Annotated in this window: 25 protein-coding genes; 17 read left to right on the forward strand and 8 right to left on the reverse strand. The window is 54.4% G+C overall.

Annotated features, from left to right (window positions below; genetic code table 11):
* Window positions 1-40: 40 nt before the first annotated feature.
* Window positions 41-520 carry a DUF2062 domain-containing protein gene (locus ACI7RC_RS17960; RefSeq protein WP_408109585.1) on the reverse strand — a complete coding sequence of 160 codons (480 nt, stop codon included), beginning with the start codon at window positions 518-520 and terminating at the stop codon, window positions 41-43.
* A 178-nt stretch (window positions 521-698) separates the two neighbouring features.
* Here ACI7RC_RS17960 and ACI7RC_RS17965 point away from each other — a divergent pair, with 178 nt between their 5' ends.
* The 6 genes from ACI7RC_RS17965 (at window position 699) to ACI7RC_RS17990 (ending at window position 6,299) form a co-directional block, all read left to right on the forward strand.
* The gene (locus ACI7RC_RS17965) at window positions 699-1,349 is read left to right on the forward strand and encodes a DedA family protein (RefSeq protein ID WP_408109656.1); all 651 of its coding nucleotides are present in this window, start codon (window positions 699-701) and stop codon (window positions 1,347-1,349) included.
* A complete protein-coding gene (locus tag ACI7RC_RS17970) occupies window positions 1,346-1,876 on the forward strand; it encodes a YkvA family protein (RefSeq protein ID WP_408109586.1) in 531 nt (176 codons plus the stop codon). The genes ACI7RC_RS17965 and ACI7RC_RS17970 overlap by 4 nt, the downstream gene beginning before the upstream one ends.
* Window positions 1,877-1,903: 27 nt before the next feature.
* A complete protein-coding gene (locus ACI7RC_RS17975; protein WP_408109587.1) occupies window positions 1,904-2,851 on the forward strand; it encodes a 3'-5' exoribonuclease YhaM family protein in 948 nt (315 codons plus the stop codon).
* A gap of 163 nt (window positions 2,852-3,014) precedes the next feature.
* The gene (locus tag ACI7RC_RS17980) at window positions 3,015-3,935 is read left to right on the forward strand and encodes a hypothetical protein (protein WP_408109588.1); all 921 of its coding nucleotides are present in this window, start codon (window positions 3,015-3,017) and stop codon (window positions 3,933-3,935) included.
* Window positions 3,932-4,174 carry a hypothetical protein gene (locus ACI7RC_RS17985; protein ID WP_408109589.1) on the forward strand — a complete coding sequence of 81 codons (243 nt, stop codon included), beginning with the start codon at window positions 3,932-3,934 and terminating at the stop codon, window positions 4,172-4,174. Before ACI7RC_RS17980 ends, ACI7RC_RS17985 begins: the two co-directional genes overlap by 4 nt.
* 88 nt (window positions 4,175-4,262) lie before the next feature.
* Window positions 4,263-6,299, forward strand: a complete 2,037-nt coding sequence (locus ACI7RC_RS17990; protein ID WP_408109590.1) for an SEC-C metal-binding domain-containing protein — start codon at window positions 4,263-4,265, stop codon at window positions 6,297-6,299.
* A gap of 54 nt (window positions 6,300-6,353) precedes the next feature.
* On the opposite strand, the gene ACI7RC_RS17995 is transcribed toward ACI7RC_RS17990, so the two are convergent.
* A complete protein-coding gene (locus ACI7RC_RS17995; protein WP_408109591.1) occupies window positions 6,354-7,568 on the reverse strand; it encodes an MFS transporter in 1,215 nt (404 codons plus the stop codon).
* Window positions 7,558-8,418 (reverse strand): carbon-nitrogen hydrolase family protein, encoded by an 861-nt coding sequence (locus ACI7RC_RS18000; RefSeq protein WP_408109592.1) that lies wholly within the window; start codon window positions 8,416-8,418, stop codon window positions 7,558-7,560. The genes ACI7RC_RS17995 and ACI7RC_RS18000 overlap by 11 nt, the downstream gene beginning before the upstream one ends.
* Before the next feature lie 122 nt (window positions 8,419-8,540).
* Here ACI7RC_RS18000 and ACI7RC_RS18005 point away from each other — a divergent pair, with 122 nt between their 5' ends.
* The 4 genes from ACI7RC_RS18005 (at window position 8,541) to ACI7RC_RS18020 (ending at window position 11,751) form a co-directional block, all read left to right on the forward strand.
* Complete coding sequence (locus tag ACI7RC_RS18005; protein WP_408109593.1) at window positions 8,541-9,218, forward strand: GNAT family N-acetyltransferase; 678 nt, start codon at window positions 8,541-8,543, stop codon at window positions 9,216-9,218.
* Window positions 9,219-9,475: 257 nt separating this feature from the next.
* Window positions 9,476-10,912, forward strand: coding sequence for an LCP family glycopolymer transferase (locus ACI7RC_RS18010; protein WP_408109594.1), 1,437 nt, complete (start codon window positions 9,476-9,478; stop codon window positions 10,910-10,912).
* Window positions 10,913-11,126: 214 nt separating this feature from the next.
* Complete coding sequence (locus ACI7RC_RS18015; protein ID WP_408109595.1) at window positions 11,127-11,435, forward strand: hypothetical protein; 309 nt, start codon at window positions 11,127-11,129, stop codon at window positions 11,433-11,435.
* Window positions 11,436-11,562: 127 nt separating this feature from the next.
* Window positions 11,563-11,751 (forward strand): hypothetical protein, encoded by a 189-nt coding sequence (locus tag ACI7RC_RS18020; protein ID WP_408109596.1) that lies wholly within the window; start codon window positions 11,563-11,565, stop codon window positions 11,749-11,751.
* A 332-nt stretch (window positions 11,752-12,083) separates the two neighbouring features.
* Here the strand turns inward: ACI7RC_RS18020 and cls are convergent, their stop codons facing one another.
* Window positions 12,084-13,538: a cardiolipin synthase gene (gene cls / locus ACI7RC_RS18025; RefSeq protein WP_408109597.1), complete on the reverse strand. Its 1,455-nt coding sequence runs from the start codon at window positions 13,536-13,538 to the stop codon at window positions 12,084-12,086.
* 193 nt (window positions 13,539-13,731) lie between these two features.
* On the opposite strand from cls, the gene ACI7RC_RS18030 reads away from it, so the two are divergent.
* From ACI7RC_RS18030 to ACI7RC_RS18050, 5 genes are all read left to right on the forward strand, one after another.
* Window positions 13,732-14,574, forward strand: a complete 843-nt coding sequence (locus tag ACI7RC_RS18030; RefSeq protein ID WP_408109598.1) for an SPFH domain-containing protein — start codon at window positions 13,732-13,734, stop codon at window positions 14,572-14,574.
* A gap of 14 nt (window positions 14,575-14,588) precedes the next feature.
* Entirely contained in the window at window positions 14,589-14,783 is a 195-nt protein-coding gene (locus ACI7RC_RS18035; protein ID WP_408109599.1) for a type II toxin-antitoxin system antitoxin, read from the forward strand.
* Between the two features lie 92 nt (window positions 14,784-14,875).
* Window positions 14,876-15,208, forward strand: coding sequence for a hypothetical protein (locus ACI7RC_RS18040; protein WP_408109600.1), 333 nt, complete (start codon window positions 14,876-14,878; stop codon window positions 15,206-15,208).
* A 60-nt stretch (window positions 15,209-15,268) separates the two neighbouring features.
* The gene (locus tag ACI7RC_RS18045) at window positions 15,269-16,108 is read left to right on the forward strand and encodes a YtnP family quorum-quenching lactonase (protein WP_486303980.1); all 840 of its coding nucleotides are present in this window, start codon (window positions 15,269-15,271) and stop codon (window positions 16,106-16,108) included.
* Between the two features lie 117 nt (window positions 16,109-16,225).
* Window positions 16,226-17,467, forward strand: a complete 1,242-nt coding sequence (locus ACI7RC_RS18050) for an MDR family MFS transporter (protein WP_408109601.1) — start codon at window positions 16,226-16,228, stop codon at window positions 17,465-17,467.
* An 18-nt stretch (window positions 17,468-17,485) separates the two neighbouring features.
* Here ACI7RC_RS18050 and ACI7RC_RS18055 read toward each other — a convergent pair whose 3' ends face one another.
* The gene (locus ACI7RC_RS18055; RefSeq protein WP_408109602.1) at window positions 17,486-18,286 is read right to left on the reverse strand and encodes a GDSL-type esterase/lipase family protein; all 801 of its coding nucleotides are present in this window, start codon (window positions 18,284-18,286) and stop codon (window positions 17,486-17,488) included.
* 137 nt (window positions 18,287-18,423) lie between these two features.
* On the opposite strand from ACI7RC_RS18055, the gene ACI7RC_RS18060 reads away from it, so the two are divergent.
* Together ACI7RC_RS18060 and ACI7RC_RS18065 are read left to right on the forward strand one after the other, a co-directional pair.
* On the forward strand, window positions 18,424-19,344 hold the full coding sequence (locus ACI7RC_RS18060; RefSeq protein WP_408109658.1) for an ABC transporter ATP-binding protein: 921 nt from the start codon (window positions 18,424-18,426) through the stop codon (window positions 19,342-19,344).
* Window positions 19,345-19,361: 17 nt separating this feature from the next.
* Window positions 19,362-20,345 carry an ABC transporter permease gene (locus ACI7RC_RS18065; protein ID WP_408109603.1) on the forward strand — a complete coding sequence of 328 codons (984 nt, stop codon included), beginning with the start codon at window positions 19,362-19,364 and terminating at the stop codon, window positions 20,343-20,345.
* 74 nt (window positions 20,346-20,419) lie between these two features.
* Here ACI7RC_RS18065 and ACI7RC_RS18070 read toward each other — a convergent pair whose 3' ends face one another.
* The 3 genes from ACI7RC_RS18070 to ACI7RC_RS18080 are packed head-to-tail and all read right to left on the reverse strand — an operon-like array spanning window position 20,420 to window position 24,099.
* The gene (locus ACI7RC_RS18070; protein ID WP_408109604.1) at window positions 20,420-21,796 is read right to left on the reverse strand and encodes a hypothetical protein; all 1,377 of its coding nucleotides are present in this window, start codon (window positions 21,794-21,796) and stop codon (window positions 20,420-20,422) included.
* The gene (locus ACI7RC_RS18075; protein ID WP_408109605.1) at window positions 21,777-22,394 is read right to left on the reverse strand and encodes an RNA polymerase sigma factor; all 618 of its coding nucleotides are present in this window, start codon (window positions 22,392-22,394) and stop codon (window positions 21,777-21,779) included. The genes ACI7RC_RS18070 and ACI7RC_RS18075 overlap by 20 nt, the downstream gene beginning before the upstream one ends.
* Window positions 22,387-24,099, reverse strand: a complete 1,713-nt coding sequence (locus tag ACI7RC_RS18080) for a DNA repair helicase XPB (protein ID WP_408109606.1) — start codon at window positions 24,097-24,099, stop codon at window positions 22,387-22,389. Before ACI7RC_RS18080 ends, ACI7RC_RS18075 begins: the two co-directional genes overlap by 8 nt.
* Window positions 24,100-24,145 lie beyond the last annotated feature (46 nt).

Genomic DNA, 24,145 nt, shown 5'->3' on the forward strand with positions numbered 1-24,145 from the left:
CGGACCTTAGGGGTTCCGGTCGTTTCGGTTTTTTTTGGTCCTATACTTTTCCAGGGGCAAGCGAGCGGCGCGAACGTTTTTTGCGATACCACTGCAGTCCGGCGTAAACGAGGAAAAAGCTTCCGATTGCGACAAAAAATCCCATCACGGCGCTTCCGGTAAAGTAGACGAGACTCCTTTGAACCCAGGCCACCCATCTGGAAACGGATTCGTTGTTGTGTTTGATATGTTCTTCCAAAAGTTTGCCGATCAACGTACTGCCAAGCTTATAATTGATTGCCATGAAGATCGGGAGCACGATTTTCCCGATGACGAATCCAATCAGTGAGGCGGAAAAACTGGAGCGGAACAGGAGGTTCATGGGATACAGCAGAATGAATGCCAAGCCGAACGTAGGAAGTGTGATGAACTCGATGAAAATACCAACGGAAAAGCCTCTGGCGATAAAGGAGGGGGCGCCCTTCATGCGAATCAGCTTATAGTATTCGTACTTCAGTTTCCGGTAGATCTTTCTCCACATGATGGCTTGTCTCCTCACGGTGTTTCTGTCGATTACTCTCATTATAACCGATAGGACCGCCATAAGCCACGGCGGTATTCATAATTATTCTGGAAAATGGGCCGGCCGGATGCACTTTGATTTCTCATAATGATTTGGCATAATGAAGGAATCATACGTGTGAAGAGTGGTGACATGGTTGGAGGAGCTGGTGCAAACATTCGGGGACTACATTTCCGAATACGGGGTTGTAGCCTTATACCTGCTGTTTTTTCTCGGCATTCTCGGCATGCCGCTGCCGGAAGAAACGCTCCTGGTCTTTTCCGGTTTTCTCGTTTCGACCGGAAAGCTTTCCTATCTGCCGGCCTTGATCGCCTGTTACCTGGGCTCGATCAGCGCGATGACGGCGGCCTATTGGATCGGACGCCTGCTTGGCTACTCGTTTATCGAACGTTACGGAAGCCGCTTGGGGCTTGGTTACAAATGGTATAAACGGACAGAGGAATGGTTTAACCGGATCGGCAAGTGGATCCTGCCAATCGGCTATTTCATCCCCGGGGTCCGTCAGTTTACGGCTTACTTCGCCGGCATCACGAAGCTGCCTTTTCCGACCTTTGTGCTATTGACGTACGGTGGAGGGCTGGTGTGGACTGTGCTGTTCGTGACGCTCGGCTGGCAGCTGGGTGAACGCTGGGAGCAGGTGTTTGCCTTTGTGTCGCACAACCTGGCGGCGGTTTTCCTGGCGGTCATCGTGGCTATCGTCGGCTCGGCCATGTACAGCCAATACCGGAAGAAAGAGATGTCGAAAAAGAAGTCGCTGCCTAAACCAGAACAGGAGGGATCACAGTGAATGAAAACAATCAGCATGAAGCCAAAACCAATCCCAACCTGCCCGTTCCGCGCGGTTCACACGAACTTGTCCCGATCGAGCTGCCGAAGGAGCATCAGCGATTTTACGACAAGCTGCGGGCTAAGATAGAAAAATTTATCCGTGACCGCGGACTTGGCGAAAACGCCGCCGGCTTTATTCTGCTGGCTCCGGATCTGTTTGTGCTGCTTGCACGTCTGCTGCGGGACAAGCGGGTGCCGATTGGGGCGAAAACGCTCGCCGGGGTGGCCGTCGCCTATTTCATCTCCCCGGTCGATTTTATTCCGGAAGCGATCATAGGCCCGCTGGGGCTCATCGATGACGTCGTACTGGCTGTCTTCGCCCTTCGTTCCATCCTCGTCGACGTCGACGTCAAGATCGTGGGCGAACACTGGAACGGCCAGGAGGATCTGCTTGAAGTGATCACCAGGGTCGTCAAACAGGCAGACGAACTGATCGGGAAAAGAGTGCGGAGAAAAATAGAGAATCTGCTGTTTGGAAAAAAATAGAACCCTCGGGGAGGAGGAGAATAAAGCGTGACTTGTTTGCTTGACTGTGAGGAAGGGGAACGAATCATTGCCTTTTGCCTGGTGAAGAGCCGAGAGGTGGGCATCGCCAGCAATCAGAGCGAATACATGAATCTGGAGCTGTGCGACCGCTCCGGCAGCCTGAACGCCAAGATCTGGGACGTATCGGAAGAAGTGAAGGAGACGATTCAGGTAAAATCGATCGTCAAGATCGATGCGGTCGTTCAGAGCTACAGGGGGAAAAAACAGTTGGTCGTCCAACGGATCAGGCTGGCCTCGGAGGCGGACGACGTACAGATCCAATCCCTGGTTCCCGTCGCCAAAGGGGATCTTGAGGAGATGTGGACAAGCCTGATGGCGTACGCGTCCGAGCTGAAAAGCGACGTCTTGCGGGCGATCGTAGCCGAACTGATTTCCGACGAAGAGCTGAAGGGGAGGCTGCGCAGTTTTCCTGCCGGAATCAAAATGCATCACCACTACTACAGCGGCCTGCTCGAACATACGCTGTCGCTCTTGAGAGCCGCGGAAAAGCTGCTGCCGCTCTATCCGCAGGTGGACAAGGACGTGCTATACGCCACCTGCATCCTGCACGACATCGGAAAGCTGTACGAGTTATCCGATCCGATCGCACCGGAGTATTCGACCCCGGGACAGCTTATCGGCCATCTTGTGATGGGGGTGGAGCTGGTCACCCGGGCGTGCCTGGCACTGGGAATTGATTTGGAAAACAATGAAGTGTTGCACTTGAAGCACTGCATTCTCAGTCACCACGGCGACGTAGAAAACGGCTGGGGCAGCGCTGTATCGGGAAAAACCCCGACAGCCGTGCTGTTTCACTACCTCGATCAAATCGACAGCAAAATGAACGCACTGGCCAATGTCCAGAGCGAACAAGCGGAAGACGAAGAGTGGGTATACGCTCCGGCGCTGCGGAGAAAAGTCTGGCGGGGGTACTAGCCGAAAAACCGGCGAGGGGGCAGTTATTGGGACTGCTCCTCTTGGCCGTCTGCTGGTTCTTTGCAAAAAATAGCCCGATTCTGTAGGAGTTTTGGCACTCGTGTAGAATATTAATGTATTCCAAGCTGCTTGGAATAGACTTGGCAGTATGAGGAGAATGCATATGAAACGGCCAAACTGCACGCCAGCAAGTATGATCAAGAAAGTCTTTCGGTCTGGGGAGCGTTCCTTGCCGCGGAACGAAGTGCTGGAACGCCTTGACGAAAGCTTGCATGCGGAAGGATTGACAGGTGACAGTTCAGAGCTTCTTTCCAAGGTTCTTCAGATGGCGCAATCGCCGGTGAAGGCAGGACGAACTGAAGCCATCGTCGAGTTGGCTTATCAGCCGCACCAGGTGTTCGATTTGGCCTATCGGTTTTTGACTGCTACGCGGTCGCCCAAATCGATCGAACAAATCATCCGCGAGCTGCGTAAGCAGACCAATCTTTCCTGGAACCAGATCAGCCGTTTGCTGGTGTTGGAACGAGATCCTCGGTTTGTGCAGTACCAGGGGGACAACCGCTGGTATTTAACCGAGTGGAAACTGATAAACGACGAGGTATACGCATACGTCCAGACGAATCAGATCGAACGGGTTCCCCTGCGGACGATACCGTACATGCTCGAACAAGGAATGGGCCTTACAGGCAAATCATATATCTTCATTCCCGAGTTGGACGATCGCTTTCGGATCGAAGAGGATATGCTGCACTTCGCGTTGTCCCATGAGGAAGCGAGCCAGACAGCCGACACTGGCACGGCTGAGGTTGAACAAGCGAAACAAGAAACGGCGGCAGCTGCCGTACAAGAGGAGGAAACCCCTGTGAATACGACACATGCATCGGTTTTGGAGGAAGTTCAGCAATTGCTGAAGCGGGCGACTTCCCTGCTGGAGGGACGCAACGAGGAGATGTCCCGGGAGGTCATTGCCCACTTTCAACAGAGCAATATGCAGGCGATAGAAATCCTGATGAATGAGAAACATAAAAATGAACAGGCGGCGCACGGGATTGCCCAGGTGCTGGCCGGGCTGGAGCAGCGATGATCACGACCGAGCCCCTTTTTCGTTTGGAGCAGAGATTTGACATTTTGCGTGAAATCATTGCCACATACCGGGCTCGGCTAACAGAAATGGAAAGCGAAGTTGTTCAGTTATTTGCCTCTAGCGAGTTGGCCGCGATTGCCGATTGCATTCTGGAAAAACAGCGGATTGAACGGCTTGCTCAGCAGCTTGAGCAGTTTGTGCTCCGCTGGGAACTGGAATACGAATTGGGCATCGATTAGGCAGCTCGACTTTTGTAAACAACCTCTTGTCCAAGAGGATTGTCGTTATTCCCGAGCTTTTGTGGCGGGAAGAAAGGAGAACCACCCCATGTCAGTCGGAAGAAACGAGCTTTGTCCATGCGGAAGCGGAAAGAAATACAAAAGATGCTGCGGGGTCGTGACTCCGATTACCCAAATCCGTTACGCTCGCGAGCAAAAAATGCGCAAACAACTGTCCTCATGGCAAGAGCGTTTAAACAGATACGTCTCTGCCGTGACGCAGGAGGCAGCATTGGATCAGGCGAGAGAGCGCTTCATACGCGAAGCGGGCCTGAGCGCTCAGGAGAGTGTCAATCCGCAGTGGACGGTTCACTTTTTCAATTGGTTCGTGTTCGACGACCAGACGAATGGCCCCGCATTGTTAGAGCGGTTTCTTCAGCACGAGGGCAGGCGGATGGAGGGCGACCTGAAGGAAGCGCTGCGCGGCCTTATACTCGATGCGTATCAGTTGGAGGAAATCGGCGCGGAAGTGCTGACCGTTCGACATCTGCTTACCGGAAATCTTCATTACATCGTCGATGCCAAGGATCTAGCAATCGAACCAGGACAAATCTTATTGGGGCGTTTGTTAAACATGGGCGCAAGAGACCTGTTGTACGCAGGCAGCCTGATTCTCCAGGCGCAGTTCAAGCAGCCGCTGCTGGCTCTGCTGAAGGGCGAACATACGAGGGGAGCCCGTACGCTGGCTCTGTACCGCCTGATCCTGGAAACCAGTATCGAGACTCATGCTGCCGGGGATCAGGACAGTTTGATCCGCAAAGTGTACAGCTGTCCGCAACCGGATGACCTGAGAAAACAGCTGGGGTCGCTTGCGGATTTCGAGCTGAAGATGCAGGATGAGGATGAAGAAATTTGGGTGTACGCACCTTACAAGGAGGAGTACCTGTTCTCCGAGTTAAACAATACGCTGCTGGCGCTGCACGAGGTATCGGCAGAGCTGCTCCTGGCAGGCGGACAGCTGATCCTGGAGGGATTTGCTCCCGAGGTGGAGGACGCAGCGGAGAAGCTGCAGCTGCCACAGCCGCTTGAGGAAGCAGCGATACAGCGGTTGACATCGACCAATGGCAGGTTGACCCGGGGGACTGTGTTTATCACCAGCCAGCCGACCTTGCCGCAGAAAGTGTTGATGTGGGCGGTGCGAACGTACTTTGCGGAAAAGTGGCTGGTTACCCCGGCAGCGGGGTTGGATGGCCTGGCACCGCTTCAGGCTGCTGCATCCGAGGCGCCGGCGATGAAGGAAAAGCTGCTGTCGTTGGTCCAAAAAGTGGAGAATGACGGAGCGAAGGGACAGGGGCCGGGCCGCTTTATGGAGATCGGCATGATCAGGCCGCGCCTCCACCTTCCGAGCAAGGCGGTACATCTCGCTGATTTGCTCGCCCGTCCGCTGCTGAAAGGACTTCCGGAGAGCACCTATACCGTCCGCCCTGAGCTGCTGAAGGAGATCACGCGCTTTGTCGCGGAGATAACTGAGGGCAAATCGGAGGCGACAGTGAGGAAGTACGACGAGGTGATGAGCCTGTTCCGCTCATTTGTGCGCGCGGCGTTTGGACCTGCGTTTGCATGGACTTCCCTGCAGCCTGGCGAAGTGGCGTACTTCCTCGTACACGATATATACGAACGGGTAGACGCGCCCACCAAGACGCTGGCCGCCAATCTGTTGTCGGTGCTGGCCGCGTTCTTCAAGTGGTTGGATAAACAGCACAACACGGCACTGTACAGCAAGATGCAGCCGCTGCTCACCGAGCTGAAGGATGACCTGGCGGAAGCGTACAGGCAGCGGACGATCCTGCAAAAAGAAGCGGTTCGCCATCTGCAGGATCAGCAGATGGAGCCGCAGGAGGCTATGGAAGAGCAGCTGCTGATCGTTGTCAGGCAAGATTCCGGCTGGCTCGCCAGACGAAGCGGCTCGCAGGAAATCACCCTTCACTTGAACCGTCCGGATGAACTTCACATTGAACAGGATTGGATGCTTTCGGGGCTGATCGGCCAAATGGAGGATGGCGAGTGGCGATTGTTTGGAACGCCGGAGCTGTACCCTCCTGCCGTCAGCAGGCTGCTCGGATTGGGAAGCGGTGTGCTGGTCTAAAGCAAAACAGGTCTGGGGCTTGTGCTCCAGACCTGTTTTTTTGCTGAAAAAGTTTTATGCCGCTGCCTTCTCCCACTCGTCAAGCGCAGCGTCTTTTGGCAGGAACAAGCCGAGTGCTCCCAAAAGCGGAAGAGCGGAACAGAGCAGCATGATAAACATAAGACCGTGGAGATCGGCGAGGTAGCCGAGGACTGTCGCACCCAGACCGCCCATGCCGAAAGCGAAGCCGATGATCAATCCGGAAACAGTGCCGACACGGCCTGGCAGCAGCTCCTGGGCGTAGACCACACTGACGGAAAAATTGGACAACAGGATAAATCCGGTCAGGAACAGCAGCGGATACGCCCAGATGCCATGTGCGTACGGAATCAACAGGGTGAGCGGCAGCGCTCCAACAGTAGAGATGATCAAAAGATTGCGTTTGCCGAATCTGTCTCCGATCGGCCCGCCGAGAAACGTTCCGATGGCACCGGCAAGCAAGAACAGAAAAGCGAATATTTGGGCTTGATTGATCTGCAGGCCGTACGTCTTGATCAAAAACAGCGGGTAGAAGCTTTGCAAGCCGGCCACCACCCAGGAGCGGACCGCGACGATCACCACGACCAGGCTAAGAGCGATCATCCGCTTGTTCATATGGGACAGCCGGACTTCCCGCTTTTGCGCCTTGTTTTGCCGTTGCTGGCCCCGCGACCAAAACGCGATGTAGACCAGCACTCCCGCGGCAATCGTCGCCAATGCGGTAAACCACGCGGCTCCCCCTTGCCCCAAGGGGACAAAGACGAGTGCGGTCATCAGCGGGGCCAGCGATTGTCCGACGTTGCCGCCAACTTGAAAGATGGATTGCCCGAGCCCCCGCTGGATTCCCGACGCTTTGTGGGCGACGCGGGATGCCTCCGGGTGGAAGACAGCCGAGCCGATCCCGACCATCCCGACGGCAACCAACAGCAGCAGGTAGTTTTGGGTAAAGGCCAGGGTGAACATGCCCAGTCCTGATACCAGCATGGCGATCGGCATCGCGAACGGCAGGGGAAAGCGGTCCGAGATGTAGCCGATCACGGGCTGAAGGATGGAAGCCGTCACATTCATGACCAGCAGGATGACCCCCAATTGCAAGTAGCTGAGCACCAGGTTTTTTTCCAGAATCGGCAGGACGGCGGGGATCACCGCCTGTACGCTGTCGTTTAACAGGTGGGCCAGACTGACGGCGAACAGGACCCGGTACACCGTCTGGCTGGCGTCTTTTGACGCTGTGATCGCACTACTTTCCATATACGTCCGGACGACGGTCGTGCCATGGCCGGACCGATCCGTTCTCCCGAATCTCCCGCAGCGTAGACAGGTCGACGTCGCCGAAAATCACCATCTCTTCGTTTTTAATCCCTTGATTTACGATGCCCTGCGGCGGAAAAGGAACGTCGCACGGCACCAAAATAGCCGCTTGCCCGACGTTGCTCTCCATGTAGCGGACATTCGGGAGATACCCTACCGTTCCCGTTACCGCTACGGATACCTGGTGCTCGATCGTGCGGGCGTGGGAGGTGAAGCGGACGCGGTGAAAACCCTGCTCGTCGTCTGTGCACGAAGGGCAGAAGAGGAGTTCCGCTCCTTTTTGCACGACTGTAGAGACCGCTTCGGGAAACTCGATATCGTAGCAGATGACGATCGCGATCTTGCCGTACTCCGTTTCGAAGACGCGGAAGACATCGCCGGCGTCCAGCTTCCAATCGCTTTTTTCCGTCGGCGTCAGATGTACTTTTTCCTGAACCTGCCGGCTTCCGTCTGGAGCGAACAGGTAAGCGGCGTTGTACAGCCCGGGTCTTGTCTCCAGCGAACCGACGTGTGTGCCTGCTATAATGTACATGCTGTGCTCTTTGGCGAGCCGGGTAAAAAGTTCAATATACGCCTCCGTATATGCGTCCAGTGAGCGGATCGCACGCAGCGGGTCACGGTCGGGTGTGATCGAGAGCAGCTGCGTGGTAAAAAGCTCAGGGAACAACAAAAATTTTGCCCCAAAGTCAGCCCCAACCTGAACATGGCTTTCAGCCTGCTCGGCAAACTGCTCAAAGGAACTGATCGGTTTCATCTTGTACTGCACGGCTCCAATGCGAATGCTGGGCACTCAAGTTCCACTCCTTTGTGATGTTTTTTCTTTAATCATAGCAAACGCCGGCAGTTGAGAGAAATACAAAATCGAGTAAGATAAAAGAAACCGAACATGAATTGCCAAAAGGAGGATGGACCTTGCGTTACCGTCACGTCGTCTATCAAGACAAGCCGTACGAATTGCTGGTGCGAAACTACCAGGTGGAGGACTTTCCGGCGCTTTTCCAGGTGCAGCGCGAGTGTTTTCCCGAACCGTTCCCTCAAGAGCTTTTGTGGTCAAAAGAGCAGATTCAAAGCCATGTGCGCCACTTTCCGGAAGGAGCGATCTGCGTGGAGCACGACGGCAAGGTGGTCGGCTCGATTACCGGCTTGATCGTCCGCTACCATCCGGGAGAACCCCACACCTGGTCAGAGATCACCGATAACGGCTACATCCGCAACCACGATCCGTCCGGAGACAGCTTTTACATCGTCGATGTCAGCGTAATGCCCCAATACCGCTCTCTCGGCCTTGGCCGCTTGTTAATGCAGGCCGTCTACTATGTGACGGTACATATGGGCTTGGCCCGAGTGCTCGGCGGCGGGCGCATCCCCGGGTACCACAAACTGGCTGATCAATACGATGTCCAGACTTATGTGGACAAGGTGGCTGCCGGCGAATGGACCGACCCGGTGATGACGTTTCTTCTGCGGTGCGGACGCAGACCGGTTCAGGTGATGGCCAATTACCTTGACGATGAGGAATCTTGCAATCACGCGGTCCTCATGGAGTGGCGCAACCCGTTCTTCGACAGCCTGATGTCGAAAAAAGTTTAAGAGAAACGCAAATCTTGAGCGATTGTTTGCAAAGCCCTCCATGATAGGATTTGTTCCATTTCTTAAGAGAGAGGGCGCGGGCAATCGTCTTGTTTTTTGTAGTTTTTTCTACAAATAAAGTCAATCCCATGGTATAATAGCAACGAGTTTTTGACATGTGAAACTCCGGTACTATCTTGTCGAATCATCTGACAATGCGCAAATGCACATACATAACGTTTGCTCGTGTACTTACAAGCCAAGGAGATGAATACCTGATGCCAAAACCGCCCGCAAACGGTTCTGCCGTGCAGACGGATAAGCGTGCAAAGCAGAAACGGCGCAAAAAGTTTCGCCGGATGGTCACACTATTTGTATTATTTGCGATTCTGCTGGTCGGCGGTGCCGCCGGTGCAGTTTATTGGAAATTGAACCAGGCGATCGAGAGTGTTGAAAACCCGTATGAAGAACCAAATGCCCCAGTAAACAAGACCTATGAACCTGAGAAACCGATGTCGATCGTCCTGTTGGGGTTTGACTCGCGAGAGGAGACCGGGTCGCTCAATACGGACGTCATGATGGTCTCGGTGATCAATCCGGCGACCAAAAATGTCCAACTGCTTTCCCTCCCGCGGGATACGCGGGTAAAAATTCCCGGATACAGCGGCTATTACAAAATAAACTCCACCTTCGCCTATGGAGAGTCGGAGCGCCGCCGGGATGAACGTAACGGCAAGGTGCCTACGGAAAACGGCGTGACCCTAACCAAAAAGACGCTGGAGCAGATGCTGGGCATTCCGATACAGCACTACATAACGGTTGATTTTAACGGATTTAAATCGATCATTGACGAATTGGGCGGGGTAGAAGTGAACGTTGACCGCCGAATGGTCTACCACGACCCCACAGACGGGACTACCATCAATTTGCAGCCGGGTCTCCAGACGTTAAATGGCAAGAACGCCTTGGACTACGTCCGGCACCGTCACGACGACCGCGGAATCAATTACTATTCCAGCGACTTTGACCGCAACCGGCGCCAGCAGGAAGTGATCAAGGCCGTACTGGATAAAATGACCTCTCCGGAGGGCTTTACGAAACTCTTTAATGTGATCGACGTTGCGTTGAAAAACGTGAAAACCGATCTTTCTCCCAGCCAGATAAAGGGATTGGCGAAAGATTTTAAAGGTTTCAATTCCAGCAACCTGACGGTTCTTGACAGCGGCGCCTACTGGAATTCCAGCATTTTGTACACTTTGCTGCCGGAAGAAAATCTGGAGGCGATTCGCAGCACCCTGCAAACCGAGATGGGCCTCACTTCCGCTGTCGCCGAGCTGGATGACTCATCCACAGGCAAGTACGTCAACGCTACAGCCAGCGGGACGAAATCTGTGAGCAGCAGCCGGAAGACAACCCAAACAGAGGCTCCGAAAAAAGAACAGCCGAAACAGGAGAAACCGCAGAAACCTGTCGACAAATCGGAGGAAACGGAGGAGCCTTCGGCAGATACACAGCCTCCGCTATTTCCAGGCAGTGAGAATACGACAGACCCGTCGGCAAACGGCGGAACGCAGGATGGGACAAAGGGAAATTCGAACGGCTCCGGAACGTCCAAACCGGATCCGGGAACCGGCAATCCGCCGGATGCAGGGACCAAGCAGCCGCCTGCGGAGCAAACGCCGCCGCCGGATATCCCCATGCTGCCGCAAGCATAACAAATAGCCACATGTGCTTTCTCATTCAATCGGTCAGGGAAACGATGACGGTTCCCGGCCGATTTTTTATACCGTTGACGGATTGACAAGCGTTTTCTCGGCGTTTTCCATGGAAAATGGCTTTGCAAACCGGAAAAAAATGATAAGATAGTAATAGATACGCAAAACTGACACTTCTGATAATTGGGGAAAGGATTTTTGGGGAGGGATTTGGATGACGCTTTTTTTGGTGAACGTCGGTCTTGTCATCTTGTTTATGTATCTGTTTCACCGCCGTCAAAATAATGAAATGGTCTATGATGAGGAGTTTTTTCTCCAAAATCCCTCTGCACTTGAAGAATTTTTGCAGATGCCTCTTGAGTTTCAGAAAGCCTTTTTTCACAAGCATAAAGAATGGATCAAAAAGAAGTACATGGACGGAGAAAGTTATCTGCTCAGCTATTGTCCGAACAAAGAAATACGGCGTGCCTGGTTAACTGAATTCGTCAACCAAAAAGATGTAAATACACCAACCCCTTCATAAAAGAAGGGGTTGTATCGTGAAGTGGATGGTCAAATTATCGGGAAACTGGATGGTTATTTTCTGAAGGAATCAAGTAAGATAGTAGATAGAAAAAGACAGGGAACGTAAAAACAGGGGAGAGCTGACCATGTTCATCATGATCTTGATATTTATCCTCGTCCTGGCGGCAGCCATCGGGACGATCTACGCCGGGATGAATCAAAACGAGGAAAATTACGGAAAAAAGACGAAGAAAAATCTGACGCGGTTAACGTGGTTTTACGTGATTGGCGCCATTGGCTTCATCGGGGTGTTTTTTTTGATCTATAAATTTTAATCGACGGCTAAACCCGCACTCCGCGAAGAGGCGGGTTTTTGTTCGGTCAGATTTCCTATCTGCCTGTAAAGGCCGGCTTCCATGAGGGATGAAAGCAGCTCAAGTACTTCCAGGTTTAAAGCATTGCGTACCTCTGGCCTGTTTAAGGTAATCCTGGCGATTCCGTGTTCGTTGCGGTAGAGAACGGACTCTTATGATCGAGCGATCGCTCAATGATCTTTTCAAAAATGTATACGATATGATCTGAATAATGAATATCCTATTGCCGATTTGCCAAAAGACATCGCCTAATGCAAAAAAACGCGGGGCTGTTTTCCCTGCGTTCTTCCTTTTTACATAATCGGTGATAAAAGACGGGAAACAGATTCCTTCAGTCTGAGGGCGGTCGAGCGATTCGCGTAACGAAGCTTGGTAATCTCTTCGCAGTCCTCGAGATCCCGCAGGAAAATCTGCTGCAGCGCTCCAGCAGTGCGGGTGTCGTACACAAACGCGTTTATCTCAAAATTCAGTTTCATGCTCCGGTTGTCGATATTGGCCGTACCGACAGAGGCGATTTTTCCGTCGACGACAATCGTCTTGGCGTGAAGAAAACCGTTGACGTAGTAATAGCACTTCACTCCTGACTCCAAGAGCCCGCCCAGGTAAGAGGAGGAGGCCCACTGCGCCAAGGCGTTGTCTGATTTGAAGGGCAGCATGATCTTGACGTCTACGCCGGACAGGGCAGCGATCTTCAGGGCGTTTAGCAGGCTTTCATCAGGGATGAAGTACGGGGTTTGCAGATAGATGCTCTCTTTGGCTGCGTAGATCATCTGCAAATACCCGTTTAAAATGTGCGGCCATCTGGAATTGGGACCGCTGGCAACGATCTGCATCGCGACATTTCCCTTGCTTTCGGCAGCCGGGAAGTACCGGGCGACATTTGCTTCGAACGGAACCGGCCGGGAAGAGGCCAGATTCCAGTCGAGAATAAACTGGGACTGCAAGCTGTGAACGGCGCTGCCCCGCAGTTGTAAATGGGTGTCCCGCCAATGGCCCAGATAGCGGTTCAGGCCGAGGTACTCATCGCCGATGTTAAAGCCGCCGATGAAGCCGATTTTTCCGTCGATAATCGCCAATTTGCGGTGGTTCCGGTAGTTAAGCCTGACATTGAGATAGGGGATTTTTGACGGGAAAAAAGCGGCCACATCTCCGCCTGCCTTCTTTAAATCGGCAAAAAACCTTCTCGTCAGCGGCAGCGAGCCAATGTCGTCGTACAAGACCCGGACTTTTACCCCTTCTTCCGCCTTTCTGACCAGGGCTTTCAGGATTTCCCTGCCCAGGCTGTCGTTGCGAAAAATGTAGTACAGCAGATGGATGTGATCTTTCGCTTCGCCGATAGACGCGATCAGGGAGTCGAACTTTTCCTGCCCGCTGGTAAAAACCTCTACTTCGTTGTCTTGCGTTATCACCGAGTATGTGCTGTTGGTGTACATTTCCATGATGTCCTGGTACTGCTGCGCGGCTGGGTCGTGAAAAACGAATGTCCTCTGCTGCAGCTTCCGCTGCTGCTCCGTAATCAGTCCCTGTACAAATTGAAAGCCTTCCTGATTCAATTTATACAGCTTGCGCCTGCGCAGATTTTGCCCCAAAAGGATGTACAGGATAAAGCCCACAAACGGCAGAAACAAGAGGACCATCAGCCAGGACCAGGTGGCAGAGACATTTTTCCGCTCGAGAAAAATAATCGCCAATGCGAGCAGAATATTGATTCCGTAAAAAACGGTGTACAGTTTCGAGAAGACCTCCATTGGCTTTGCACCTCAAGCAGCAGTGTAATCAATAAGAATGTATCTACAGTATAAGACAAAATGCGAGGGAAAGCGATTCGTCAGAGCGCCTTGATGACGAAGCATTTCACAAAAGTGGTTTACAGTTTTATACAAAAGTGATATCATAGTGATATCAAAGAGATATCATTTAACCACCGAAAGGGTGACCGGGATGAAGGAGAAAAAGGTATTTGCGGTTAACGGTTTTGTCGCGGCAGGGATAGCAGTGATTTTGCTCTTCCTCGGCCTGTACGCTTTTAGCCGCGATCATCCGCTGCTCGGCATACTCGCCATCGTACTAGTAGGGGTCATCGCCAGCGGGATCGTTGTGGTGCAGCCGAATAAAGCGATCCTGTTGATCTTCCTGGGCCGATACTTGGGGAGCATTCGCGAGAGCGGATTCTGGTGGAGCATTCCGTTTACAGTACGCCGCAGCGTATCGCTTCGGGTCCGCAACTTCACCAGCGCGAAGCTGAAAGTGAACGACATCGAGGGAAACCCGATCGAGATTGCCGCGGTTGTCGTATTTCGCGTGACGGATACGGCCAAGGCGACGTTTGACGTAGACAATTACGAGAACTTTGTAGAGATTCAAAGCGAAGCGGCCATCCGCCATGTAGCCAGCCGCTACCCGTACGACAACTTCGATCAGCCCGGCTACTCTCTTCGGGGCAATACCGAAGAGATAGCCGCTGTACTGGCCCAGGAGCTTCAAGAAAGACTGGCCGTCGCCGGTGTGGAAGTGATCGAAGCGCGTTTGACCCACCTCGCTTATTCGACCGAGATAGCCAGCGCCATGCTGCAGCGCCAGCAAGCGAGAGCGATCATTTCCGCGCGAAAGCTGATCGTCGAGGGTGCGGTGGGGATGGTTCAGCTCGCCATCGAGCGGCTGCAGCGGGAACAGGTGATCGAGCTGGATGAAGAACGGAAGGCGGCGATGATCAACAATCTGATGGTGGCGATCGTCTCTGACCGTGCCGCACAGCCGATCGTCAATACCGGGTCGCTCTACTAGCCGGTCGATCGCCTATGTCTGCCAAGAAGAAGTTTCTTCTCAGGATCGATCCCAAGCTGTACGACTTGCTGGAGAGCTGGGCAGCAGACGAATTTCGCAGCGTGAATACGCATATCGAATTTTTGCTGCGTGACGCTGCCAGGCGTGCGGGTCGAATCAAGCATCTCCCGAACACGGACACAAGCGAAACAACCGAAGACGCAGAATAAGGGCAAGCCGGTCTCCAAAAAAGGAAAGGAGACCGGCTTGACATATTTTGTCGAACCCCTTCCTTTTCTCCCGCATTCATAGGAAAATGAGTGTGGAGAATCATCAAGCGATGGGAGTGGGGGGCACCGTGAGCGACAATGGAATTTTGCTTGGCAAGCGGCATTTTCTTTTCTGCCGGGAGCAGACCTTGCACGTCGAGGGCTGGTCTTTTCAGGCGGCTCCGGGTTTTAAGATCATAGCCGGGGGCAGTGCCAATCCGTTTAAAACACTGATCAGTTTGTATCGCGATACGGATAAGGTGGCGCAGCTCTGTCTGACCCACAGACGCACGGAATCGCAGTTGTCCATCGAGGCGGTCGCAAGCGACATCTCGCTGGAAGTCTCTGCGGCCAATCGGACAGTATCCGTAGAGGATAAAGGCTGAGGCGAGGGCACTTGGATACAGGTGCCCTTTTAATGCCCGCAACATAGGGAGGGATGAATCGTGAACCAGCTAATTGCAGGAGACTTCACTTTGACGTGGCTGCGCGGCGGCATGACCCAGCTGGACGGCGGCGCCATGTTTGGCGTGGTGCCAAAACCGCTGTGGAGCAAGCGCTATCCCCATAATGAGTTGAACCAGATACCGCTGCGCACAGACCCGATCCTGGTCCAGGCGCACGGGAAAAATCTGCTGATCGAATCCGGACTGGGCAATGACCGCTTGACGGACAAGCAGAAGCGCAACTACGGCGTGACGGAAGAATCGCAAATTCACCAGGATCTGGCCGCATTGGGATTGACGACAGCGGATGTGGACATCGTCATGATGACCCACATGCATTACGATCACGCCAACGGCCTGGTCTCCCTTCGTGAGGGAGAGCTCGTCTCCACTTTTGCGAATGCGGCGATTTACGTGCAGGAGATCGAGTGGGACGAGATGAGGAACCCCAATATCCGCTCCCGCAACACGTACTGGGAGGAGAACTGGCGGCCCATCGAAGATCAGGTGCAGCCTTACGGGGAGAGGCAGGAGGTGCTGCCGGGAATCGAAATGTTCCACACGGGCGGGCACAGCAGGGGCCATGCCGTCATACGCATGGAGAGCGGAGGAGAAGTGCTGCTTCACCTCGCCGATCTGCTCCCGACTCACGCTCATAAAAACTCCTTGTGGGTCATGGCCTATGACGACTACCCGATGACTTCCATCTTCGCCAAGGAAAAGTGGATCCCGGAAGGCGTCCGGGCGAATGCGTGGTTTACATTTTATCATGACGCGAGCTACCGGGCGATCAAGTGGAATGAGCAGGGTGAAATCACTGATAAAATTGAAATTAAATAATTTTACTCGATAAAAAATATTTGTGAAAAAACATTGACTTATCGCTCCCCCCTTTCTAAAATGAAGCACATTACCTGTCAATCAGCAAGTGACGAGGAGAAACCGGGGAGAAAAGAAATGAATGGTCTGTACAAGCTGCGCAGTTTCCTGGCTGATTTTCATCCGATTGTGCATTCGCTGATCGTCGGAACCGTCTTTGCCCGTGCGGCAAGCTCGATGAGCATGCCGTTTTTGGCCATTTACCTGGGCAAACATACGGACATGTCGCCGGTTCTGATCGGCCTGACGATCGGCGCCGGGTCGCTCGCCGGGTCCGTGGGCGGATTTGTCGGCGGTACGCTGTCCGACCTGTTCGGGCGCAAGCGGGTCATGCTGATCGCCCTCTATGTCTGGGCGTTCGTGTTTTTAGGCTTCGCACTGGGGAAAAGCACCCTGCTGTTCCTGCTCTTGAACATACTAAGCGGGCTTTGCCGCTCGATCTACGAACCGGTGTCACAGGCGCTGATGGCTGACGTGACGGAGCCGGAGAAGCGATTCCGCGTCTTTTCGCTGCGCTACACGGCGATCAATCTCGGAGTGGCGGTCGGCCCCCTGCTCGGCGCGGCATTGGCGCTGCATGGGGGCGCCCTGCCGTTCCTGGTGACGGCGTTCGTCTATTTCGTCTACGCCGTCTTGCTGCAGGTTTTGCTTCGCTGCTTTGGCATCAAGCAGATCGAAGGGCAGAAAAAGGAGCGGATTACCTTCCGCGGCGCCTGGCAGGCGATTGCCGGCGATGGGGCATTCCGCTATTTTATCGCTGGCGGCATCCTCGCCCAGATCAGCTACTCGCAGATGAGCGTGACGCTTTCCCAGTTCGTCTCGGGAAAATTTGCCGACGGGATCAAGCTGTTCGCCGTACTGATGACAGTCAATGCGATCACGGTCATTCTGCTGCAGCTTCCGGTGGCGAGATGGTCGGAGAAGCGTTCGCCTCTGCGAAGCATTGCCGTCGGCAGCGTATTTTTTGCGTTGGGCAATATCGGGTACGCCTATTCGTCCAACTGGTGGATGTTTATCGGCTCGATGGTGCTCTTCTCGATCGGAGAAATCCTCTGCTTTCCCGCCTCCAGCGTATTTGTCGACCGGTTGGCGCCGGAGGGAATGCGCGGAACCTACTTCGGGGCGCAAAGCTTTATCAACGTCGGCAGCTTCATCGGGCCGGCGCTGGGCGGATTCTTTCTGGAAGAATACGGCGGTAGTACGCTGTTCGTGGTCGTCGCCCTGATATCACTTGTCAGCATCGGTTTTTATACAAGCGGACAACGGCGTTTCGAAGCAAGTCGGATGCAGTTGGCGGCAAAAGAAGAACTCCCATCTTGAGAAAGGACGGGAGTTTTTTCATTTGATCGCTTGCAGGATTCGCTCGGCCATCCGCTGGTAGCCGTCCGTATTCGGATGGAAGTGATCGGAGTACAAATACGTTTTTTCTTTATGGGCAAACAGGTCGTAGGTGGGCACGGCGAGCACATCGGAAAATTGCGCGGCGATCTTGCCGGCTTGATGGTCCCAATCGAGCACCGCTGATGCACTCTCGGCAGCCGCACCAGTGTCGCCAAACGGGTTGTACAGCGAAGTGTAGATGATCGGAGCACGGGTGTTCAATCCCCGCATTTCCTGAAGGATCCGGGTGAAACGGGAGGCCAATTCCTGTAAGGCAACGTCAAGCTTCTCCGGGTTTACTTCGTAGATGCCTCCGCTTTGGCTGAACAGGTCGTTGCCGCCGATCGTGAACAGGATCAGATCGGCATCGGAGAGCAGCCGGCGAACATGGGGCTGTTTAATCTGATCCAGCAGTTCGGCTGACTGCAGTCCGTTGATCGCCAGGTTGGTCAGCGTGATCTTCCCCTGTTGCTGCTCTTCCAGCGCTTTGCGGACGATCCCGACGTAGCCTTGTCCATTGGCGTCGCCCGTGCCGCGTGTCAGCGAATCGCCAAGCGTGACCAGTTGAAAGCGCTGGTCCGTCTCGGGGGCGGCTGCCGGAGCAGATGGCCCTGTGTCTGAGGGTGCAGGTGTGCCGGTCGCGGGAGCCAGCCACTGCGGGTGCAGGGCAAAGGCAAAACCGGCCATGAGCGCGAGCAGAGAGAGAAAAGCGGCAGACGCTGTGACGCGCCAGAGCAGCTGTCCGGTTCGGGGACGCATGGTTCTCCTCCTCTTTTCGGTAATGTCCGAAAGCGTGGTATACTAAAATCTAATCATCGGTAGTGTACCACAATCAGTCTGTTTTCGACAGTTTACGCGGTAATTCCAAGGCAGAGGGGAAGGTGCCACAACCGCAAATGGCAGAGGTTGTCTTGTCCGTCGCTCATCTGAAAAAATCATTTGGAAAACGGCAGATCATCAAAGACATCACGTTTGACGTGATGGCGGGAGAAGTGTTCGGCTTCCTCGGGCCGAATGGGGCGGGGAAGACCACGACGATTCGCATGCTGGTCGGGCTGGCGGCCGCAGACAGCGGCGAGATTTTTATCGGAGGCCATTCGCTGAAGCGGGAATTTGCGCTGGCGATCCGGCAGGTCGGCTGTATTGTGGAAAATCCGGAGCTGTACAAGTTTTTGACCGGAAGAGAAAACCTGGAACAGTTCGCGCGCATGAGCGGGCAGATACCGGCTGGGCGCATTGACGAGGTGGCGGAGTTCGTCGAGCTCGCTCATGCGATCGACGACAAGGTCAAGACGTATTCGCTGGGCATGCGCCAACGGCTGGGGATTGCCCAAGCCCTGCTGCACCGGCCCAAGCTGTTGATTCTCGACGAACCGACGAATGGCCTGGACCCTGCGGGAATCCGGGAAATGCGCCAGTTTATCCGCCGCCTGGCCGAACAGGAGAGCCTTGCGGTGTTCATCTCCAGCCACCTGTTGAATGAAATCGAGATGATGTGCGACCGGGTGGCGATCATTCAGAGCGGACGGGTCATTTCCGTTGGCGAGGTAAAAGAGCTGATGGCCCAATTTGCCGACCAGGTGGAGTGGGAATTCGCTGGAGCAGACCTGGAAAGGGGACTCGCCTGTCTGGCCCGGCTTCCCTTTGTCACTGAGGTCTGGCAGACAGCTGAGGGAAAGGGCAAATGCAGGATGGACGTGGAGCAAATCAGCACGGCCAATGCTGCGCTGGTAGAGGCCGGGATCCAGGTGCGGGGGATTGCTTCGAAGACCGTTACGCTGGAGGATCTGTTCCTCAGCCTGACAGGGGAGGTGTAGCGTAAGTGGGAGGCAGCATGCTGCAGTTGGTCCAAAATGAGACGATGAAAATCTTGCGCCGCCGCCGTTTTCTCGTCGTCACCTTGATCTTGCTGATCTTGATTCCGATCTTTACATACGCGCAGTACAAGGCGGTGCTGACGGCCCAGGAGCGGCTCGGCACCTCGGATTGGCGGACGCTTTTGCAGCAGCGGATCGTCGACAACCAGAACCGGCTCAGTTCCAGCCGGATGCCGGAGGAGTGGCGGCAGTGGTTGAGCGTCCAGGTCAAACAGCAGCAGTATTACCTTGACCACGACATCAATCCCGACGCCCCCGGCGGTCCGGCGTTTGCCCGCTCGTTCATGGATCAGGCGGTCGCCCTGTTTTTGCCGATGACGATTGTCGTCCTGGCGGTAGACCTGGTGTCGGCCGAACACAGCGAAGGGACGATCAAGCTGCTGTTGACGCGTCCCGTTCGCCGCTGGAAGGTGCTGACCAGCAAATACATCGCCTTGCTTTTGTTCGTGTCGCTTACGGTCGTGCTCAGTCTGGTGCTGGCGTATCTCATCTCTGGAGTCGTGTTCGGTTATGCCGGCTGGAGCATGCCGGTGCTGACCGGGTTTCGCGCTGTGGGAGAAAATCTGGACACTTCCGGAGTCTTTATGCTGCCGCTGTGGAAGTACATGTTTATGCAGTACGGCCTGGGGTGGTATGTCTCTGTAGTGGTCGGCACGATTACATTGATGGTCTCCGTCCTGGTGCGCAGTGCGGCAGCCGGCATGGGGATCATGATGGCGGCGCTGATCAGCGGAAGCATCCTCACTCAGATGGCGTCGACGTGGGAGTCGGCGAAGTACTTGTTTGTGGTCAATTTGAGCTTGACCGACTATCTGTCCGGCAGTCTTCCGCCGATAAAAGGGATGACGCTGCCTTTTTCGCTCGTCGTGCTGGGGGTGTGGGGCTTGGCCGCGCTGATCGTCGCCTACGCAGTATTTACCAAGCGCGACGTGGTCTCTTAGCGAGAAAGATACCCTGAATATGACCAAAAAAAGTCTGTTCCCGGATTCTAGGGGGAACAGACTTTTTTGTTTGCTCAATCGTGCCAGCTCAGGTTTTCTGCCTGCTCGATCAACTGGGTGAGCGTAATGCCTTTTCCAGTCATGATCACGTAGAACGACAGTTTGCCGTGTGTCGTAATGAAGTGAACAGCATGCGGTGCGACGGCCTCATGTGACTTCTGGTCGTATGTGACGCCGATCGCCTGATTGCCGTTGATGACGAACAGCCGGCGGTCAACGAACGTTCCGGGGATAGACAGGGAGCGCTTATGAACGTCGTTTGGCAGCACCTGGATCGTAATCTTGTCGTCTCCGCGTTTGTAAGTAGTCATCACTTCTGACACGCGATTGCTGGTTTCTGATTCGTACTGCAGCGTCAAGCCTTCCAGCGAGAAGTCCTCCGGCGCCTTGGCCAGGGTCGGCACGGGGATGTTGGAAGCGCGCGCAGCGGTCTTGGCATCGGTAAAGGTTGAAATCGTAATCGATTTATTCGCCTCAGCAGGGTGTGATGCTTGCGATCCGGAGCCCTCGACGGCAGCTTCGGTCCCAGAATCGCCTGTCGCCGGTTCTTCGATTGCCGTCAGGCTCGCTATTCCTTGCTCACTGTCGGTGAGCTGCCCTTCCGGTGCGGCATCCGCCGCTTCCGTTCCGCTTGCCTTGTCGTTTTTTTGTTCTTTTCCTTCTTCCCCGGCAATGGCGTTGGCCGCCCGATTGGATACATCCGGGTTGGAACGCGAAGGGAGTGCTTTATGAGCGGTTCCTGCCAGCGTGTCCGCTTTTTGCTGAGCAGGGATATCGGCTGCCAGGGCCAGTTGATTGTCTGCTGCCACTACAGACTTATCGGCTTGACCACTTGCTTGATTAGCCGCAGGCTGCTTCTTCGTTTTCCCGTCATTTGCCTCTTGTGGCTTTTCTTTTGGGGCAGCGGCCGAGGTTGGGGAGTTTGCCGGTGCCTGGGAGCTCATATCCATCGAAATCCTTGGCGAGGCGCCGCTTGACTCGGACTGAAAAGCGAAATTTTCTCCCCGGCCGGCGGCGAGCTGGTCTCCGGCATTATGCTTGAGCGTCTGGGCACCGACGAGTCCGACAATCACCAATGCCGCGGCTGCACTGATCCAGGCGGCTGGCCGAAAGCGCCTTTTGCTGCGTTTCTCCGATAGCGGATCGAGATATTGGCTTGCCGCTGTGAGCGGCGGTATGGAAACATTTTTCGTAGAGGCATAGATTGCTTGCATGATTCGATCTTCCAACTGATCGGGCGGCTGGGGATATTCTTTCATAAACAATACCTCCTCGGGAGCGGCGAAGGTAGTCTCTATCCATTCCAGACAGCTGTCGCAAGCTTCTACGTGTGAAAGGGCGGCTTCGTCGGCGTCATTAGGCCATTTTGCTCTAAACTCCTGGCAGTTCATGTACGAGCCCTCCTTCCGAACGAGTCAAAATTTTGGCAAGCTCCTGACGTGCGCGCAAATAGCGAACGCGCGCCGTCGACTCAGCTATGCCGAGCAGTGAAGCTATCCTTTCAAACGGGTATTCGTGGGTGCAGCGCAAGATGATGACTTCCCGATACGTATCGGATAACTGCTCAAAAGCGCGGACAATTTCCTGCCGCTGCTCTTTGCCCAGTAAACTCTCTTGAGGTGAACCGTCTCTTGCTGGTGAAGGTATATAGGCCAGTTGCTCGTCCGATTCATGGATTTTGCGCCTGCGGAGGAAGTCGATGGTGCGATTGCGGGCCAGCGTATGCAACCATGTAGAAAATTGACTGTCTCCACGGTAGGAGGAGAGTTTTTCGTAAGCTTTGACAAATACTTCTTGGGTTAAATCTTCCGCATCGGCCGCGTTATTCACCATCTTGTAAATAAACACGAAGATCATTCGTTGATAGCGTTGAATGATTTCACGGTATGCCTCCACGTCTCCCTGCGAAATCCGCTGAATGATTTCGGTATCGGTTTGCATACTTTCCTCCGGCCCCCCTTCGTTTATTTTGACGCATGTTCTATTCATACGTTTCATGCTCCTGAAAAAAAGTGAAACGGTCAGTATCCACATCTACAACTTCATAGCGGTACCCTTGCTCGATCAAAAACAGCTGGCGATGCGCGGCAAATTCCTGTTCGCGCGTGTCTCGGGTGACCAAGGTGTAGAAATGGGCCTGATTGTCTCCTTCCTTCGGCCGGAGTATGCGCCCCAGCCGCTGTGCCTCTTCCTGTCTGGAACCAAACGTGCCGGAGACTTGGATGGCTACGTTGGCGTCGGGCAAATCCACCGCGAAGTTGGCCACTTTGGACACGACCAGGTGGTTGATTTTACCAGCCTTAAACTGTTGGTACAAAAGCTCCCGCTCCCGCTCCGGCACTTTTCCGGTGATCAGCGGCGCACCCAGCTGTTCGGCGATGCTCTCCAGCTGTTTGATGTACTGGCCGATAATCAGCACGCGATCGCTCTGGTGGCGATCCAGCAGCGACTTGAGCACCTGTACTTTCTGCGGATTTTCCGCAGCGATCCGGTGTTTTTGCTGCGGCGTGGCAACAGCGTACGCCTCCCGCAGCTTGGATGATATGGGCAAGCGGATTTCCCGGCAGTTCGCCTGGGCGATAAAGCCCGCGTCCTCCAGATCCCGCCACGGCAGCTCGAACCTTTTGGGGCCGATCAGGGAAAACACGTCTTCTTCGCGGCCGTCTTCGCGGATCAAGGTGGCGGTAAGGCCGAGCCGCCGCCTCGCCTGCAGGCTTGCAGTCATGCGGAAGATCGGCGCAGGCAGCAGGTGAACCTCGTCGTAGATGATCAGGCCCCAATCCCGCTCGCTGAACAGGCGCAGATGCGGGTATTCGTCCGTCTCTTTATGATGGTGTGTCAAAATTTGGTAGGTCGCAACGGTAATTGGTTTTACCTGCTTCAATTGCCCAGTATACTCTCCGACCATCTCCGGTTCAACAGTCGTTTTGTCGAGAATTTCGCTGATCCATTGGCGGACAGAGGTGGTGTTGGTCGTAAGGATCAGGGTCGCCCGCTGGATCTGGTTGATCGCGCCAAGGCCGATGACCGTCTTCCCGGCGCCGCAGGGCAGGACCAGGACGCCGCTTCCGCCGTAGACCGAGCCGCTTTGGTAAAACGCGTCGACGGCTGACTGCTGATACGGCCGCAGCCCGAAAGTCCGGCCGGCCAGAGTTGTTTGGCGCAGCTCGACAGGGCAGGCCTCTCCCTCTGCGTAGCCGGCCAGGTCTTGAACCGGATACCCCAATTTTACTAGTTCTTGTTTAATCGGTCCGCGGGCAAAATCTCTCAGTTTGTATTCGGTCGGTGACAGCACCGTGTCTATATACGCCTGAAAGGACCGGTAACCCATGATGTCGGTCATGAGCAGCGGATCCTCCCCGACCAGGACGAGATCGTCTCCGCGCCGTTCCATCCGGATGGATCCGCAGCGGGCAAACGTCTCTCGGACCTGTGCCGCAATGGTCGGTGGGATGCCGAATTTGCTGTAAGCCTCGAGCGATGCCAGCACGTCTTCCGCGGAAATGCCGCTGCTGGCCGCATTCCATAAAGAGAGCGGCGTAATCCGGTAGGTGTGGATGTACTCCGGGCTTTTGACCAGCTCGGCAAATCCTGCGAGGGCGTGCCTGGCTTCTTCGAACAAGGGGTTGTGGACCTCGAGCAAAATGGTTCGGTCGCTTTGAACGATCAGCGGCAAATGCGGCTTTACAGACACTCGTGTCACCTCTATGTTGTAGTGGATAGACTATCTCATTATCCTA

The sequence above is a fragment of the Brevibacillus sp. B_LB10_24 genome (genome assembly GCF_046036945.1).
In the GTDB taxonomy this organism is placed as follows: domain Bacteria; phylum Bacillota; class Bacilli; order Brevibacillales; family Brevibacillaceae; genus Brevibacillus_C.